Raw genomic sequence first — 16601 nt, 5'->3', positions numbered from 1 at the left:
CATTAATTACGCAAAAATTACCGAAAAGCTTAATTTATCGAACCGCAAAGGACGCAAAGGACACAAAGTGATATTTGCTAACAAAACCATTGTTCTCACGGGTGCATCGGCTGGAATTGGCAGAACGCTGGCAATTTCGTTAGCCCAACAGGGTGCAAATTTAGTTTTGGCTGCTCGCAATCAAGAAGGATTAGAACAAACACTGAGTGCTTGTACAAATTATCCTGCGGAGGTGATTGCAGTACCAACAGATGTCACTCAACCAGAAGCTTGTCAGCAGTTGATGGAAAAAGCGATCGCCACGTTTGGAAAGATTGATATCTTAATCAACAATGCCGGAATTGGAATGCTGACTTGCTTTGATGAAGTGACTGATCTTTCGATTTTTGAACGGGTAATGCAGGTTAACTATCTGGGTGCGGTCTACTGTACTCATTATGCCCTGCCCTACCTGAAAGCTAGTCGAGGACTATTGGTGGCAATTTCTTCAATTTGCGGCAAAACAGGTGTACCCACTCGTACAGGTTACGTTGCAAGTAAACATGCTATGCAAGGCTTCTTTGATACATTGCGGATGGAATTGCACCAAACAGGAGTAGATGTAGTGGTTATTTCGCCAGGTTTTGTCGCCACAGATATTCGCCAACGAGCCTTGGGCGCAGATGGAAAACCATTAGGTAAAAGTCCGCGTGATGAAAGCCAAGGCAATATGTCGGTGGAAGAGTGTGTGCGTCAAATTATCTGGGCGATAGAGCGCCGTAAACGGGAACATATCATGACTTTTAAAGGTAAGATAATACCTTGGGCAAGGCTAATTGCGCCAGGATTGGTTGATCGTATTACTGCTGCTACCATTCGCAAAACAACTGCCACTCAAAAGTAATGAGTAATGTATGTTCCAGATTCGACCGTTTCTTGTCGCAAGAAGTTTTCCACCCTTTAAGCTCCTCAAATACAATTTCCTAATCTCTATCTTGAACAGTCACGTTAAGTCTCTGGTTATTAAAGGAGCTAAGGCTAAAGTCTGTGCAGGATCAGCCAACAGAAAGCGATCGCATATCTGAAAAAGTTCAACTTCGGTCTGCGCTTGTCGCATTAGCCGCAGGAAATTACCTTGGCTGTCAACACTGAGAGCAATGTAGTTGAGAAATAGTTTGAGGTAGCCGACACGCGCTCGTTCTGGGATATTGGGTGCTTCTGGGGTTTGGTACAAACGGTCAATGTAGTGGCGTACTTCTGTTAAAGGAGGGGGCGTAATTGGCTCAGAGCGCAATGCTTGGCGAATTTGATGAAAAATCCAGGGATTACCAATTGCCCAACGGCCTACCATCACACCAACCGCACCTGTTTGCTCAAGCACCGACATTGCTTGTGCCGCCGAGTAGATGTTTCCGTTAGCCAGGACGGGACAATTGACGTGTCTGACCGCTTGGGCAATCAAAGCGTAATTCACTCTGCCTTGGTATCTGTCTTTTACTGTGCGACCATGTAAACTCAACAAATCAATGCTGTGGCGATTGATGATATCGAGAATTTGGAAAAAAGTATCGCTATTTTCAAAGCCCAAGCGCATTTTGACACTCAAGGGTCGGTCATTAACTGCTTGTCTGAGTTCAGCCAAAATGCGATCTACTTTTTCTGGCACAAGTAGTAATCCACCTCCAGCTTGTTTACGGTAGATTCTCGGTGCGGGACAACCCATGTTTAAGTCAACTCCAGCGATATTATAAGTGCAGAGTTCCTTCGCTGTTCGGACTAAATCAGGAATGCTTTCACCAATCATTTGAGCAAAAACAGGGCGACCAGTATCGTTTTCTGTGATAGATGCCAGAATCTTGGGATTAAGCCGTGATGTTTCATTGACGCGAAAATATTCAGTGAAAAAGTAGTCAGGGTTGCCGTAATGAGCAATGACCTTCATAAACTTGAGATTTGTCACATCTTGCATAGGTGCAAGGGCAGTGAGAGGTAAATCTGAGTGGAGAGATTGGGGAAGCGATACCTGGAACATATATTAAGTAGGGCTTGCTGAAAATCCTAAGACTTACGTAAGAACTCTCTCGAACTCTTACAGCATTTTTCATCCCAATCAGGTACATTCATCTAGTCTTGCAGAGACGCAGAGATTATGTTGTCTGCGTCCGTCTGCGGTTGATTAACTATCAAACAAACCTAAATCTGTGACTGCACCAAGGCTGCTGGAAGATACCAACTTGGCATATTTCGCCAGTACGCCTTTAGTGTAGCGGGGTGGGCGGGGTTGCCAATTAGCACGGCGGCGGGCTAATTCTTCATCCGAAATATTCAACTGTAAGAGCCGCGATGGTGCATCAATGGTGATGCTATCACCTTCTTCGACTAAAGCGATCGCTCCTCCAACAGCTGCTTCTGGTGCAACGTGACCAACTACCATCCCATAAGTACCGCCAGAGAAACGTCCATCGGTAATTAATCCCACAGAATCACCCAAACCAGCACCGATAATTGCCGAGGTGGGAGCCAACATTTCCCGCATTCCTGGGCCACCTTTGGGGCCTTCGTAACGAATCACAATCACGTCACCAGCTTTGATTTTGCCTGCCAGAATCGCATCTAAACAAGATTCTTCCGATTCAAATACTCTGGCGGGGCCAGTGATGATGGGTTTTTTCACCCCGGTAATTTTCGCCACAGCACCTTCTGTAGCCAAATTACCTTTGAGAACTGCCAAGTGACCTTGAGCATACATCGGCTTATCCCAAGGACGAATCACATCCTGGTCTGGGCTGGGTTCATTCGGCACATCGGCAAGAATTTCGGCGATGGTTTGACCAGTGATGGTAATACAGTCACCATGTAGCAAATCATGTACCAGCAGCATTTTCATGACTTGAGGAATACCACCAGCTTTGTGTAAATCTGTAGCGACGTATCTACCACTGGGTTTTAAATCGCACAGTACAGGCACGCGACCACGGATAGTTTCAAAGTCATCGATGGTCAATTCCACACCAGCCGCACGAGCGATCGCCAAAAAATGCAATACTGCATTTGTAGAACCGCCCACTGCCATAATTACCGAAATAGCATTTTCTATAGATTTGCGGGTGATAATCTGGCGCGGTAATAATTGCTTGCGAATTGCTTCGACTAACACAAAGGCAGATTTTTCCGTACTGTCGGCTTTTTCGGCATCTTCGGCTGCCATTGTGGAAGAATAAGGCAAACTCATCCCCATTGCTTCAAATGCCGAAGACATGGTGTTAGCTGTGTACATCCCGCCACAGGAACCCGCACCCGGACAAGCATTTTGTTCAACTGCTGTTAATTCAGCTTCGTCAATTTTGCCTGCACTGTATTGTCCGACTGCTTCAAAGGAACTGACTACAGTTAAATCACGACCATTGTAGTGTCCGGGTTTGATTGTACCACCGTAGACAAAAATCGCTGGAATATTCATCCGCGCGATCGCCAGCATTGCCCCTGGCATATTTTTATCACAACCACCAATTGCCAATACGCCATCCATGCTTTGTCCAGTACAAGCAGTTTCAATGGAATCGGCAATCACTTCTCTTGATACTAGGGAATATTTCATCCCTTCCGTTCCCATCGAAATACCATCACTGATGGTAATTGTTCCGAAAATTTGCGGCATAGCTCCAGCACTTTTAATACCAGCTTCTGCCCTTTGTGCCAATTTATTTATCCCCATATTACAAGGGGTAATAGTGCTGTAACCATTGGCAATACCGACAATTGCCTTGTTAAAATCGGCATCTTCAAAACCAACAGCCCGGAGCATCGCTCGATTTGGCGATCGCTGTACACCCTGTGTTACAACCCGGCTTCTCAAATTATCCGACATCTTTCTTCCTTTGACTTTATCGCTTGTATTGCGATCGTATTATCTGATTTTCTCATGCCAACGCAGCACACAAGAGTATTAACCTCAGCGTTGATCATTTATTTATTGCTAAGTTTCCACCACAGTGTTTTGTCAGGATTTTATTACCAAATATATTGGTAATAACTGCTAACCCTGGTAGGATTACCCATAGCATATTACCAAATATATTGGTAAACAACCCCTGTGGTTGGTAATATACGCCTGCTTCAAACTTACACCAACTAAACGATTCAGCATGTTTCTAACTCGAAGAAGAGGTTTGATCACCTGGATAACTGCGGCGATTACCAGCTTGGTTTTAGTAATAGGCTTACCGCTGCTAAATCAGACAACCGAAAAGGCACAGGCGGCAGTTACCTTACGAGTTTTTGCCGCAGTTAGCTTATCAGAAGTATTGCCAGAAATTGAAAATGACTTCATTGCTGCTAACCCCAGCTTGGGAGCTACTTTTGTCAACACTTTTGATTCGTCTGGTGCGTTGCTCAATCAAATCAACTTGCCAGCAAATCAGTCAGCAGGTATCCCAGATATTTTTATCTCGGCGGCGACAACGCAAATGAATAGCCTGCAAACAGCAGGACAATTAGCTTCTGGTTGGCCTGTGACTGTTGCAACTAACCGTCTAGTCTTAATTAGACCAAATACACCAACTTCTCCAGCTCCCAGTCCGACGATCGCAGGTATTGACAGACTGACAAACAGCACCACCAGCAGTCCTCCCAGAACTGGCATCAGAGGGATTGCTATCGGTGATCCCGCAACCGTCCCCGCCGGAGCCTATGCTCAACAAGCTCTCCAAAGCACCCTCAGTGGTTGTGGTGCAGGTAGCTACAACACTCTCCTAAATAGTACGACTGCCAACAAGTTAGTATTTGCTAGTAATGTCCGTAACGTCTTGACGGCAGTGCAGAATAAAACACTGAGTGGCAACACTATTGATGCAGGTCTAGTTTACACAACTGACCAAAGAATTTCTAATAGTACTACCTTCATCACAACTGTGGCACAAAACTGCCACAGTTCGATTGTCTATCCGGCGGCTGTACTCAACAGAACTACTAATCTTACGGCTGCAACTAGTTTTGCCAACTTCTTATCAAGTTCTACAGCCAGAGGTAGGTTGACTGCTCGTGGATTTGGTACTCCCTAACCGCAGAGTAACTGCGATCGCTTTTTCAGTAACTTTTTATTCTCGTGACATTTAAACTATTTGGAGTTAAATCTGATGAAATCAGCGAAAAATATAGGACTGCTTGTTGTTGGTATGACTAGCGCCATTGCTATTACTGGTGCTTATATTCCCCAGGCGCAAGCAGTAAGAGTAAATCTAGTGCAGAATGGCGATTTTGAAGCAGATCCACTGGTAAATCCTGATTATGACCCCACTCTACCTAATCCTTTTATTACTGGCTGGAATAATAACAGTCTGATTGGTGTTGATATCTTTGCGAATCGTTTGTCAAATTATCCCAACCCAGCAACCAATGGTATCCGTAGTGTCGAACTTGGCTACACTCCGCCTGGAACATTGGCGTACCTTTCCCAAAATCTAGCTACAAAAAAGAATAACGAGTATCAACTCAGCTTTTATCTAGCCTCTGTAGAAGAAGCACCCCGTCTTGATAACATATTTCAAGTATTTGTCGGTGGACAAAAGCAGTTAGAACTAACAAACCTCACCTTAAATCCTGATTCTCTACTGAATTTCCAAAAATACACCCTTAACTTTGTCGCTACATCAAGAGTTACAGAGTTAAAGTTTGCTAGTCACACTGGATATGACTGGTTAAACCTAGATGATGTCAGTGTCTACCGTGTAGAAGATGATAATTCACAGGGTTCTGGAAACCAATCTGTACCTGAACCAACAACTGTTGGTGGTATTGTCATTGCTGGATTGTTAGGTAGTTGGTTGAAGCGTAAGAAAGCTGCGAGTTGTTAATTTTAGGTAGGGTGAAGGGGTGTAAGTGTTCAAAACCCTTATACCCCTGCTCCCCATACATTATGCTGTCAAACTATTGCTGGCTGTAGCTGTGATGATCTTACGTATTTGGGCATCAGTGAGATTTTTATTTGCACTGAGCATCAAAGCCACTACCCCAGCAACATGAGGCGTTGCCATAGATGTTCCGTTCCACGAAGCATACTTATTACCAGGAAGTGTGGAAGAAACTCCAACACCAGGGGCTGTTACATAGCTCAGTAGTTCAGAACCGGCGCGATTAGAAAAGTCTGCTATATTCCCATATTGATCAACTGCTCCCACCGCCAATCCCCAATTTTGGGCATAGCTGGCAGGGTAGTATGGTGTGGAACCACTGGCATTTCCCGCCGCCATAACGACGATCGCACCTTTACTGCTGGCATATTCAACGGCTAATGGTATGTCGGTGTTTGGCTGATCATTCCCGATACTGACGTTAATTACATGAGCGCCATTGTCCACCGCATAACGAATACCATTGGCGATCGCACTATCAGAGCCGGAACCATTATCGCTCAAAACTTTCACTGGCATAATTTTGGCATCATAAGCAATACCAGTCACACCAAAGCTATTGTTTACGCCAGCGATTGTACCTGCAACATGAGTACCATGACCATTCTTGTCTAGGGTGTTGTTGTTCTTACTAACAAAGTTCCAACCATAAACATCATCAATATAGCCATTGCCATCATCATCCTTACCGTTACCTGCAATTTCTTTGGTGTTTTTCCAGATGTTAGAACTTAAGTCTTGATGGTTGCGGTCAACGCCACTATCTACAACTGCAACAATAATTCCTGCGCCGGTATATCCTTTAGCCCAAACTTCTGGCGCTTTGATCAGGTCTGCGCCCCAATTGCGCCCTCCCAAATCAGGTACATCTGCAAAGGTTGTCTGACCTAAAGCTTGAGCCACGGCTGCGGCGGCATTAATCAAGCCATAACCATTGATTGAACTAAAACTATTCTTGAGTGCGATCGCTTTAGCAACAATATTATTGTTTTCATTGGTTTCTACCACATTGTTGTTAGCATCTGCTTTGTACAACAGATAATAACTACCTGCGGTGACATTCTTCTCAATGCTAAAAGTGGCTGTTCTGGAACTATAAGCACCTGCATTTAGACTAGCAATTTCATCAGAGCCTAAATACAAATCATCATCACTGACTGTTTTATCTCTAGATAGATAAAAGGCTGTAGAGCTAGGAAAAGCTTTGCCAATACCTTGATTCTTGACACGATAACTAACTTTAAAGCTCTTTCCCACAGATATAGAACTGGGAGCGACAGCATTTTGAATGATTAAATCTGTCTTCATCTGAGTCACATTGATAGTCTGAGCAAAAGTATTATTATTTACATTGCTTTCAAGAGCATCGCCATTACCATTAGCTTGATAAAGTAAATAATAACTACCAGCAGTAATATTATTTTCAATTTTAAGTGCGACTGATTCTGAACTATAAGTACCTGCGGCAATACTATCAACATAGTCCGAGCCTAAGTACACATCATCATCACTCACAGTTGCATCGTGAGATAAATAAAACAAAGTGTAGCTAGAAAAAGCATTCTCTGAGCCTTGATTTTTGATCTGATAGTTAATATTGATCGTACTACCAGCAGCTACCGAACTTGGAGCCACTGCATTTTGTACTATCAAGTCTGGTGGAGTAAAAACTTGGTTCGTTTGATTATTTAACGTAGTTGCATTAGAGCTAGTACTACTAGTTGTGAGAGGGGATGTTTGTGCTATTGATATATGATTTGTTACCAAACTCAAGCTCAATGGATGATGAGATTTATTAATTAAGCTGGAAATAATATTGAGATTTTTTCGTTCAGAAATCATAGGGAATATTTTCACAGAATAAGTTGCTGCTAACTTAAAAGTTGGGAGTAGAAGAATTTCAATTAATTAAAGAAGAACTCAGACTTCAGGAATGATGCTATGAGCTTTTGAAAGAGAAGCAGTTTATTCATCTTCTCCTCCCTCCCAATTGAATAAGTTAATTTTTGGAAGTCCCTGAATTCAAGATTTCCAATTACTACCATAAAAGTTGGTATAAAAGCTATATAGTTGGTATTGCTAGTACTACACAACGGAACTCCAAACAAAAGTAAAGCCAGACAAACCGAAATTTTTGGGGATTCTTCTAATTTTTCTGTAAAAAAATATGAAGATAGATAAGACAGTTAAGCCACAAATTAAGAACGATTATCAGACAGATAAGACAGTTAAAATTTTTTTGTAATTTTTTATACTATTTTTTGTCAAAAAGCATTAAAAATATTATTTTGTTAATTCGTATTAATAGTAAAAATAAACTCTTAATTGTGCCAGATAGAAAATCATGAAGTCAGGAGACTGAATATGCCGATCAAAGCATACCCTGAAAGAGTGCTTGCAGGGGCATTGCCTTCACTCACAACCACTTTCAGCAATTCCTGTGAACGACAGATTTATCAGTTAGTTTAATACTGAGATGAAAAGCCATCGCCTCGCTAATGATTCCCTACCTGTTATGTGATTAGCATCACACAAAAACCAGATATAAATCATTGAGACTTAAGTAAGTCTGACGTAGCCTTTGGGGTAATCATAATCTATACTTATGTAAGTATAAGTTTCAATTATTGTGTGGTGGATGTGGGGGAGGGGGTCATGCTAGAAAAACTCTTACTTGCAACTCTTTTAACTTTGGTTTTACGCTTAATTGCAGAGATAGGTTGGTCTGTTCCCAGCAATACAAGTCAAAAAATAGATTTTTACCAGCCTGGAGATTTTGCTGTTATGCAAATTCATTAACTCATCTAGGCATCTACTGAGGGCAAATTGCTCAAACTCTTCATATCATAGGCTGAAGTATAAATTTATAGCCTAATTGTGAGTTTTGAGCAGTAAATATTGCCACACCCAAGTATGAAAAGCCCAATTTTAGCCACAATTATATTTGTTACCGCCATCAGTGCCAGCTCAACTGCCCAAGCAGCCAATCCCGAACATTTGACACAGTTATTAGCTACAAAACAATGTCAAAACTGTGATTTGACTGGTGCAGGTTTAGTTTTAGCTGATTTATCTGGGGCAAATTTGAGTGGTGCAAATCTCACTGGTGCAAATCTCAGCCGCGCTAATTTAGCTGGTGCTGATTTACGCGGTGCAAACTTAGCTGGTGCAGGATTATTTGGTGCTAACTTAACCGAAGCTAAATTCAATGGGGCGAATCTTGCCGGTGCAGATTTAAGAAACACTTATTTGGGGAATGCGGAATTTACCAAGGCTTACCTCCAAGGAGTAAATTTTCAAGGTGCTATTGGTATCCCATTACAAATTGCTACCCCAGAAGAGTTTTATGCTTGGGGCATAGCAGAAGGGCAGAAAGGCAATCACCAACAAGCAATTAGTTACTTTAGTCAAGCGATCGCCGCTAAACCAGAATATGCAGGTGCTTACTTAGCCCGTGGTATCGCTAAATACCAACTTTTTGACCGTCAAGGTGCTTTTGCAGATGCCCAAATTGCCGAAAAGCTATTTAATACCCAACAAAATGGCGATGGAACCCAAACAGCCCAAGCGTTTATCAAAGAATTGCAAACACCTTATAAAGAAAATGTGACTACAGGTAAAGCAAGTTTCTTTGATTTTGTTGGTAGTGTTGGCTCAATTCTGCTTCAGTTCTTACCCTTTTAATCGATCAACTAATAACCAATTACCAGATAAATTGAGCCTTCCCCACACAGTAATCAATTGTTCATGTACAGCAATGTGTAGCTGTTCATTTATGTGCGATCGCAACGTTACTAGTTGCCAAATTTGCCCTTGATAAGCTGTTGGTTCAGTCACTACAAGTTGGTAATTCTGCTGATCTATGCGTTGGAAAATACCTGTCAAAAAGTCACAATTTTGGGTTGAAACTTCCTCAACCAATGATATTTTAGGGCAATTACCGCTGATAGGATAATCTTCGGGATGATCTAAATAATCTAGTTGCGTCGATAACCATTGTGGATGGCTGGGAGAAAAATCTAGATTAAATAAAGGTGCGATCGCCGCAGGTGCTTGTTTATCCTGTAATAATGCTTGCTGTAAAGCCCTAACTGGTAAATCTCGCGGCTGTACACCCAACTCTACACACATAGCAGCCGCCATACCAGCAGCTTGACCGATACCCATCACCACAGGCTGCAATCTTGTTGAACCATTAGCTATATGCGATACAGAAATATTTTTTTTCACACACTAATAAACCATCGGTAGTCGCCGGAACCAAACAACGGTAAGGGATAGTAAACGGCGTTCCCGTCCAGCGTCCGCCCCAACGGATTGATTTTGGTTGTAATGGTAAATCAAACCCTGGATAATGATGGTCGTTGGCATAGTTACCAATTGCAACTGCATCTGTAAACAAAGATGCAACTTTACCCCCAGCCACAGGTAAAATATCCTGTTCTCGAATGGTTGTGAGTCCTACTAAACGGCGACTTTCTCGGTAATAGGGATGTAACGCAAAAGCTGTGTCATTCCACGGAAAAACCTTATCAGCCAAACCATAGCGGCGACCTAACTGATTTTGGATGAAATGAGCGAAATTTTGGCTGTGCCAACGACATTCCTGGAAAAACTCAGCTTTAGATGCTTCTGACTCTACCAAACGCCCGACACCTTCAGCATAATCATTACCCTTGATGGGCCAGTTAATCATAAAGCGATCGCCCGGCAAACGTCCATAATTCAAAAACTTCTCAGCACCATAGTTTTCCCAAGCCCCCGCAAACAACGCCGGATTATAATTAGGTGCAGCCGGAATTTCTGGTGCAACAGCATCACCAAAATCTTGCATAACTACTACCCAAGTGGGTGACTGCACTGGATATTTCTCTGTCAGCGGATTATAACTAACTGGGGCGCTGGGTTCTCCCCATTCACTTTGCAACTCCCAACCCCAGCGGTAAGGAATTTCCACCAACGCCAATAAATCACCCAATTCTGTACCATCAAGAATTATCTTGGCGTGAATCGTAAAATCCGCAAACCGCACCCCAGTAATACAATTTCCCTCTTGTACAACCTCTAATGGGACTTGTCCAGCCATCCATTGCAGATTCGCCAACTCCTTTACCCAATCAGCAAAAATCTCCGCTCCCACCGCAGGATTGTAACTAAAAAAACTCACCCAACTATTATCTAATCCTCCAGTTTGGCGATGTCTTAATTCTTGTAAAAATGCCCCCCACAACCCAGTTTGCCAAGCAATTAATTCATTCCCATCCGGTGCCGATACTCCAGCAGCAGTCAGCATTCCCCCCAACCAAGCAAACTCACTCACCAAAATAGTTTTAACGCCTCTCCTCGCGGCTTGAATCGCCGCTGCCGTTCCACCAGTTCCCCCACCCACAACTAAAATATCAGTTGTATATATTTGATGAGTCATAGTTTATATTTGGATGTTGTTATAATTATTTTTTGCTACAAAAGTGCAAGGTTCAAGTAAATATATATTAATTTATAGTAGTTAGGAAAAATTTTACTTAAAAACAAATTAACCATTTTAAACACCCAGTAAAATCAACCATAATGTATATAAATACAAGCAATTTTCGGCTCACTGTTCATTTAAAGAGATGAGTCAAATGCTACTAACCATGTGTTTAGCGGCTATGGACTTCATAAATACTGTTGTTAAAAATGTACTCTTAAATATTAGCTTTGCTAATGTTGAAGCCTGGTTTTTTCAAATTTTTGGTCAGTCTTCGCTCTCGAAATGAAAAATCTTATTTTCCCCTGATTGCGAAGACACAAAAACTGTATGAACTTTTTTTCTAAAAAGATTCCAGAATCAACAGCCTAGCCCTTACTCTTTTATTTTCCTTGTCTTGTCATTGAATCAACACCCTAATTGATCAAATCAGTACGGGGTTTAAAGGTTTCAATTTGTCGAATTTTTTCGTAAAGTTCTTTTTCTTCAAGGCTAATATTTTTGGGTGTAACTATCTGAATCTCCACTAATTGATCACCGCGTTTACCGTTATCGGTGGGGTAGCCTTTATTTGCCAAGCGGAATCTCTGACCAGACCTAACTCCGGGTGGGATAGTCATTTTCACGGGGCCGTCAAGGGTAGGTGCTTCGACAGATCCGCCGAGGACTGCTTCGCTAGGAGTAACTGGTACTTGACAGGAAATATTTGTGCCTTCTAGTTTAAACAAAGGATGCGGCTCGACAGTAATTTTGAGGTATAAATCGCCACCGCCAATACCTTGATTTTTCAGCCGAATACTTTGACCCGTGACCATAGCGGGAGGCATTGTCACTTCTAGCGATCGCCCATCTTCTAAACGAATACGTTCGTTACCACCTTGATAAGCTTTTTCTAAGGGTAAGGTTAATCTCGCTTCAATATCACGCCGTGCTGGTTTGGGGGGGTTTTTCGGAACTGTGTATTCAACTCTACTATTAGGCGAACGGAAAGGATCGGTTTTAGTACTACTACCATTTCTGCTGCTTTGGCGACTACCAACCCCGACGACTTGATTGATAAAGTCTTCAAAATTGGGAAATTGACTGGGGTCTACTTGATTAGCGTTGCTGCGATCACCTGGTTTTTCTCCCCAACCTTTGCCCTTGGGCGGCTGTTTACCTGCAAAGTCTTTTTGCTTCCAATAGCGGCTAAACTGGTCGTATTGCGCTCTTTTAGCAGTGTCAGAAAGCACTTCGTAAGCTTCATTCACATCTTTAAATTTTTCTTCGGCGGCCTTGTTCCCTGGATTCAAATCAGGGTGATATTGTCTAGCTAATCGCCGATAATTCTTTTTAATTTCTTCATTAGAGGCATCTTTAGGTACTCCCAAAATCTCGTAGTAATCGCGGAAATTCTGCAAATTTTGCATAGTCAGTTATTTAAATTTAGATTTTAGATTTTAGATGTTGGTGATACTTTTTAAGTAACTAGTAATACTCTTTACCAATTACTTAATACTTATCACCAATGACTAAATCCGTATTTTGAATCAAGTTTCTCAATCAAGTAAAGGCGGTTTTTACCATTTGTGTAAGTTTGTGTGGGAGTGAAAAACCAACCTATAACGTTTCTTAATCTGCTGAGGGACAAATTTATCTGTTTCCATCGGCGTTCATCTGCGTCCATCGGCGGTTAATTATTCTTGCTTGTATGTCACTACAATGAGAAACGCTACACTCCCCACTCCCTACCTGTATGACTACTACAACCAATCATCGTCGTCATCCCAATTATCTTGATAGCTGGGACGAGATGGGCGGCGTGTGGGGCGGCTATCGTAGGCGGAAGAACGGCTATCTCTATCTCTGCCATAATCTCGGCCGTAATCTCTACCATTGTCCCTACCGTAGTCGCGGCTGCTGTAGGAATCCCTTTCGCGGTAGCTATCACGGTAGTAATCTGGTTCGCGATCGCGTTCTTTGTCGCCACCGCCTGTGAAGATTTCTTTAATTGTGCCTAACAAGTCATCATCTTCGTCTTCAGCGTAATACTGACGGACTTCTCGGTTGAGTTCATAAAGGGCATCTTGTAAATCGGCGTAGGTTTGATCAATGCCGCGATCGTCGTTGGCTTGTAAACTTTCTTTCAGTTCGCGGCAAATATTATCAATGCGTTGACGGCGACTGCGGGCAAATTGCATTCCAAATTCTAAAGCTACTTCTCGCAGTTGGCGTTCGGCTTGTAAAATCAATGCTTCCGCACGGGTACGTTTTTCGACACGTTCTTTACGTTCGCGGTCAACATCAGCGTATTTTTGTGCATCCTGAATCATCCGGTTAATTTCTGATTCAGTCAAGGTAGAAGCGCCTTGAATAGTAATACTTTGTTCTCTGCCTGTCGTCCGGTCTAAAGCTGTTACCTGTAAAATCCCGTTGGCATCAATATCAAATGATACTTGGACTTGGGGAATGCCGCGCGGGGCTGGGGGAATGCCATACAACTTGAACCGTCCCAGAGATTTGTTATCTCCTGCCATATCCCTCTCACCTTGGACTACGTGAATTTCCACGGTGTTTTGGTTATTTTCGGAAGTGGAGAAGATATCAGAACGGCGAACGGGGATGGTTGTATTGCGGGGGATGAGTTTTTTCATCACACCGCCAATGGTTTCTAATCCCAAAGATAAAGGTGTGACATCTAATAACAGCAAATCTTTCAGTTCTCCAGCCAAGATACCTGCTTGAATGGCTGCACCTACGGCGACGACTTCATCCGGATTAACGTTTTCGTTGGGTTCAATGCCAATTAAGTCGCGGACTAATTGTTTCACCATTGGCATTCTTGTAGAACCGCCAACTAACACCACTTCTTCGATGTCTTCTGGCCGGAGTCCTGCGTCTTTTAATGCCCGTTTCACTGGAGTGCGGACACGTCCTAGTAAGTCTGTACACAAAGCCTCAAATTGAGAACGCGTCAGGCGGGTTTCGATGTGTTTTGGCCCGTCCTCTGTCGCGGTGATGAAGGGTAAGTTAATATCGGTAACACTCACCGCCGATAGTTCAATTTTAGCTTTTTCGGCGGCTTCCATTAACCGTTGTAGAGCTTGGCGATCGCGTCTTAAGTCTACACCTTCCGTCTCTAAAAATTGTTCTGCTAACCAATCAACTATCTTTTTATCAAAGTCATTACCCCCCAGTTGGGTATCACCACTGGTTGATTTAACTTCAAATACCCCATCGCCAACATCTAAAATCGATACGTCAAAAGTCCCACCACCCAAGTCAAATACCAAGATGGTTTCAGTGTCACCCCGATCTAAACCATAAGCTAAAGAAGCGGCTGTGGGTTCATTGAGAATCCGCAACACTTCCAAACCAGCAATTCTGCCAGCATCGCGGGTGGCTTGTCGTTGAGAATCGTTAAAATAAGCCGGAACTGTCAAGACTGCCCCGGTAACAGGTTCCCCTAAATAACGACTGGCATCATCGGCTAATTTTTTCAGTACCATTGCCGAAATTTCTTCAGGGGCAAAATCTTTACTCAACCGGGGACAAGCAACTTTGATATTGCCGATGTCGTCTTTGCGGATGGTGTAAGGTACACGTTTCGATTCGGGGCTGAGTTCACCATACTTCCGCCCAATAAAGCGTTTAACTGCAAAAAAAGTATTTTGGGGGTTGAGGACGGTTTGTCGCCGTGCCATTTGCCCAACCACTCTCTCACCATCTTTGCTGAAACCAACTACGGAGGGTGTTGTCCGCATTCCTTCTGCATTGGCAATCACCACCGGCTTGCCACCCTCCATCACGGCGACTACTGAGTTGGTTGTACCCAAGTCGATGCCGACTACCTTGCCCATGCGTTACTCTTCTCCTAGTGCGTCTTATATCTATTAATTTATTATGATTGTCCAAGACTACCAATAGCAGGAAGCTATTAGTGGGAAACACCTCAATGGTATAATAATCAATTGAGGCAAAAGGTGAATAAATTTAAGGTTAAAGAGCTAGTTGCAAGACTAGGATAGCATTCCCGATGCTAAGTATGTCCAAGCATTGGGAAGTCTCCATAGTGGAAAAACTCTACTTTATCAGTGCTTTAAGTTGGGGAATCCACACTTCTGTAATTGATTTTTGGCAGAACTACTAATTATTAGTGCGTTAATCTCATACTTTATCCTTAATACTTCCGTTGAATCTACAAGAGCAATTACAAATCCATCTCTCTGAAATTGCTAGAGAACGTGATCCTTTCTTGGCAACAGCAGGACATTTCTTTGTTCAAGAATATATTCGTCAACAATTTTCCCAATGGGGAAGTGTGGAAATCCACACCTTTAAAGTGAATGGAAAAAGCTGTAAGAACCTGATTTTAAATTTATCTGCTGACGGGAAGCACCAAGATTTACCCCCAATTTTGATGGGGGCGCACTATGATGCTGTGCCAGGAACCCCAGGGGCTGATGATAATGCGACAGGGGTGGCGGTGTTATTAGAATTAGCCCGGAAATTTGCCGCAGAACCAGCTAAATATCCCTTGCGGTTAGTAGCATTTGATATGGAAGAATATGGCTTACTCGGTAGTGCGGAATATGCAGCTTTATTGCATCAACAACAGCAACCTCTCCGGTTAATGATTTCTTTGGAAATGCTGGGTTATTGCAACTCTATCTCTGGTTCGCAAAATTATCCCTCGCCTCTGGAAAAGTTTTATCCCAATACAGGCGATTTTATTGCTTTAATTGGCAATTTGCGGACAATCCGCGATTTAATCAGCCTCAGCCGGAGTATTCGCAAAGTAGGTGTATCTAGCCAGTGGTTGCCAGTACCCAACCGAGGCTTGATTGTACGTCAAACTAGACTTAGCGATCATGCACCATTTTGGGATTTGGGCTATCCCGCAATTATGGTGACAGATACGGCATTTTTACGGAATCCCCATTATCATCAACCCAGTGATAATATTGCTTCCTTAGATTTAAATTTTCTCACTGGTGTTTGCCAAGGTTTGGAACAGGGTATCAGGCGGTTAAGTTAAGTAGTTGTCGCAACAGCGATTTTCACTTGGGTAGAATACAAATTCATCCGCGTTTATCTGCGTCCATCTGCGGTTAATTATTTTTTCCCATACCTCATACCAATTCACAATGACGCTCCTTCGTCGCTAACGCAATGACGCTCGCTCTCTCGCTACCGCTTCGCTAACGCAATTAAAAAAATTAGATGTAGCAAGGATTTTAGGGTTTACATCTGTATGAGATTTT

Annotated in this window: 11 protein-coding genes and 1 pseudogene; 6 read left to right on the top strand and 6 right to left on the bottom strand. The window is 42.8% G+C overall.

The window, feature by feature from the left end:
- Nucleotides 1–67 precede the first annotated feature (67 nt).
- Entirely contained in the window at nt 68–883 is an 816-nt protein-coding gene (locus ACX27_RS19775) for an SDR family oxidoreductase (RefSeq protein WP_062295102.1), read from the top strand.
- A gap of 99 nt (nt 884–982) precedes the next feature.
- Here ACX27_RS19775 and ACX27_RS19770 read toward each other — a convergent pair whose 3' ends face one another.
- A complete protein-coding gene (locus tag ACX27_RS19770) occupies nt 983–2011 on the bottom strand; it encodes a tRNA dihydrouridine synthase (RefSeq protein ID WP_062295101.1) in 1029 nt (342 codons plus the stop codon).
- 144 nt (nt 2012–2155) lie between these two features.
- Entirely contained in the window at nt 2156–3847 is a 1692-nt protein-coding gene (gene ilvD / locus ACX27_RS19765) for a dihydroxy-acid dehydratase (RefSeq protein ID WP_062295100.1), read from the bottom strand.
- Nucleotides 3848–4124: 277 nt separating this feature from the next.
- On the opposite strand from ilvD, the gene modA reads away from it, so the two are divergent.
- On the top strand, nt 4125–5039 hold the full coding sequence (gene modA, locus ACX27_RS19760; protein WP_062295099.1) for a molybdate ABC transporter substrate-binding protein: 915 nt from the start codon (nt 4125–4127) through the stop codon (nt 5037–5039).
- A 75-nt stretch (nt 5040–5114) separates the two neighbouring features.
- Nucleotides 5115–5831 carry a DUF642 domain-containing protein gene (locus tag ACX27_RS19755; protein ID WP_062295098.1) on the top strand — a complete coding sequence of 239 codons (717 nt, stop codon included), beginning with the start codon at nt 5115–5117 and terminating at the stop codon, nt 5829–5831.
- Between the two features lie 60 nt (nt 5832–5891).
- Here ACX27_RS19755 and ACX27_RS19750 read toward each other — a convergent pair whose 3' ends face one another.
- Entirely contained in the window at nt 5892–7730 is a 1839-nt protein-coding gene (locus tag ACX27_RS19750) for a S8 family serine peptidase (protein ID WP_062295097.1), read from the bottom strand.
- 813 nt (nt 7731–8543) lie between these two features.
- Here ACX27_RS19750 and ACX27_RS32515 point away from each other — a divergent pair.
- Entirely contained in the window at nt 8544–8687 is a 144-nt protein-coding gene (locus ACX27_RS32515; RefSeq protein WP_158507406.1) for a hypothetical protein, read from the top strand.
- Between the two features lie 114 nt (nt 8688–8801).
- The gene (locus ACX27_RS19745) at nt 8802–9572 is read left to right on the top strand and encodes a pentapeptide repeat-containing protein (protein ID WP_062295096.1); all 771 of its coding nucleotides are present in this window, start codon (nt 8802–8804) and stop codon (nt 9570–9572) included.
- Here ACX27_RS19745 and ACX27_RS19740 read toward each other — a convergent pair.
- The 3 genes and pseudogenes from ACX27_RS19740 to dnaK form a co-directional block, all read right to left on the bottom strand.
- Nucleotides 9561–11313: pseudogene (locus ACX27_RS19740) on the bottom strand (FAD-dependent oxidoreductase). The gene ACX27_RS19745 and the pseudogene ACX27_RS19740 sit on opposite strands and share 12 nt — an antisense overlap.
- A 461-nt stretch (nt 11314–11774) precedes the next feature.
- Nucleotides 11775–12767 (bottom strand): DnaJ C-terminal domain-containing protein, encoded by a 993-nt coding sequence (locus ACX27_RS19735; RefSeq protein WP_062295095.1) that lies wholly within the window; start codon nt 12765–12767, stop codon nt 11775–11777.
- A 333-nt stretch (nt 12768–13100) separates the two neighbouring features.
- Nucleotides 13101–15197, bottom strand: coding sequence for a molecular chaperone DnaK (gene dnaK / locus ACX27_RS19730; RefSeq protein ID WP_062295094.1), 2097 nt, complete (start codon nt 15195–15197; stop codon nt 13101–13103).
- A gap of 332 nt (nt 15198–15529) precedes the next feature.
- On the opposite strand from dnaK, the gene ACX27_RS19725 reads away from it, so the two are divergent.
- Nucleotides 15530–16375: a M28 family peptidase gene (locus ACX27_RS19725; RefSeq protein ID WP_062295093.1), complete on the top strand. Its 846-nt coding sequence runs from the start codon at nt 15530–15532 to the stop codon at nt 16373–16375.
- The last annotated feature ends 226 nt before the right edge of the window (nt 16376–16601 follow it).

The organism is Nostoc piscinale CENA21 (assembly GCF_001298445.1).
Taxonomy (GTDB): Bacteria; Cyanobacteriota; Cyanobacteriia; order Cyanobacteriales; family Nostocaceae; genus Nostoc_B; species Nostoc_B piscinale_A.
Note: the sequence above shows the minus strand (reverse complement) of the source record. Positions and strands in the feature narration are given on the sequence as shown.

Excerpts from the sequence above, each read along its gene's own strand:
- ACX27_RS19770 (WP_062295101.1), bottom strand. The coding sequence starts at position 2,011 with ATGTTCCAGGTATCGCTTCCCCAATCTCTCCACTCAGATTTACCTCTC.
- ilvD (WP_062295100.1), bottom strand. The coding sequence starts at position 3,847 with ATGTCGGATAATTTGAGAAGCCGGGTTGTAACACAGGGTGTACAGCGA.
- modA (WP_062295099.1), top strand. The coding sequence starts at position 4,125 with ATGTTTCTAACTCGAAGAAGAGGTTTGATCACCTGGATAACTGCGGCG.
- ACX27_RS19755 (WP_062295098.1), top strand. The coding sequence starts at position 5,115 with ATGAAATCAGCGAAAAATATAGGACTGCTTGTTGTTGGTATGACTAGC.
- ACX27_RS19750 (WP_062295097.1), bottom strand. The coding sequence starts at position 7,730 with ATGATTTCTGAACGAAAAAATCTCAATATTATTTCCAGCTTAATTAAT.
- ACX27_RS32515 (WP_158507406.1), top strand. The coding sequence starts at position 8,544 with ATGCTAGAAAAACTCTTACTTGCAACTCTTTTAACTTTGGTTTTACGC.
- ACX27_RS19745 (WP_062295096.1), top strand. The coding sequence starts at position 8,802 with ATGAAAAGCCCAATTTTAGCCACAATTATATTTGTTACCGCCATCAGT.
- ACX27_RS19735 (WP_062295095.1), bottom strand. The coding sequence starts at position 12,767 with ATGCAAAATTTGCAGAATTTCCGCGATTACTACGAGATTTTGGGAGTA.
- dnaK (WP_062295094.1), bottom strand. The coding sequence starts at position 15,197 with ATGGGCAAGGTAGTCGGCATCGACTTGGGTACAACCAACTCAGTAGTC.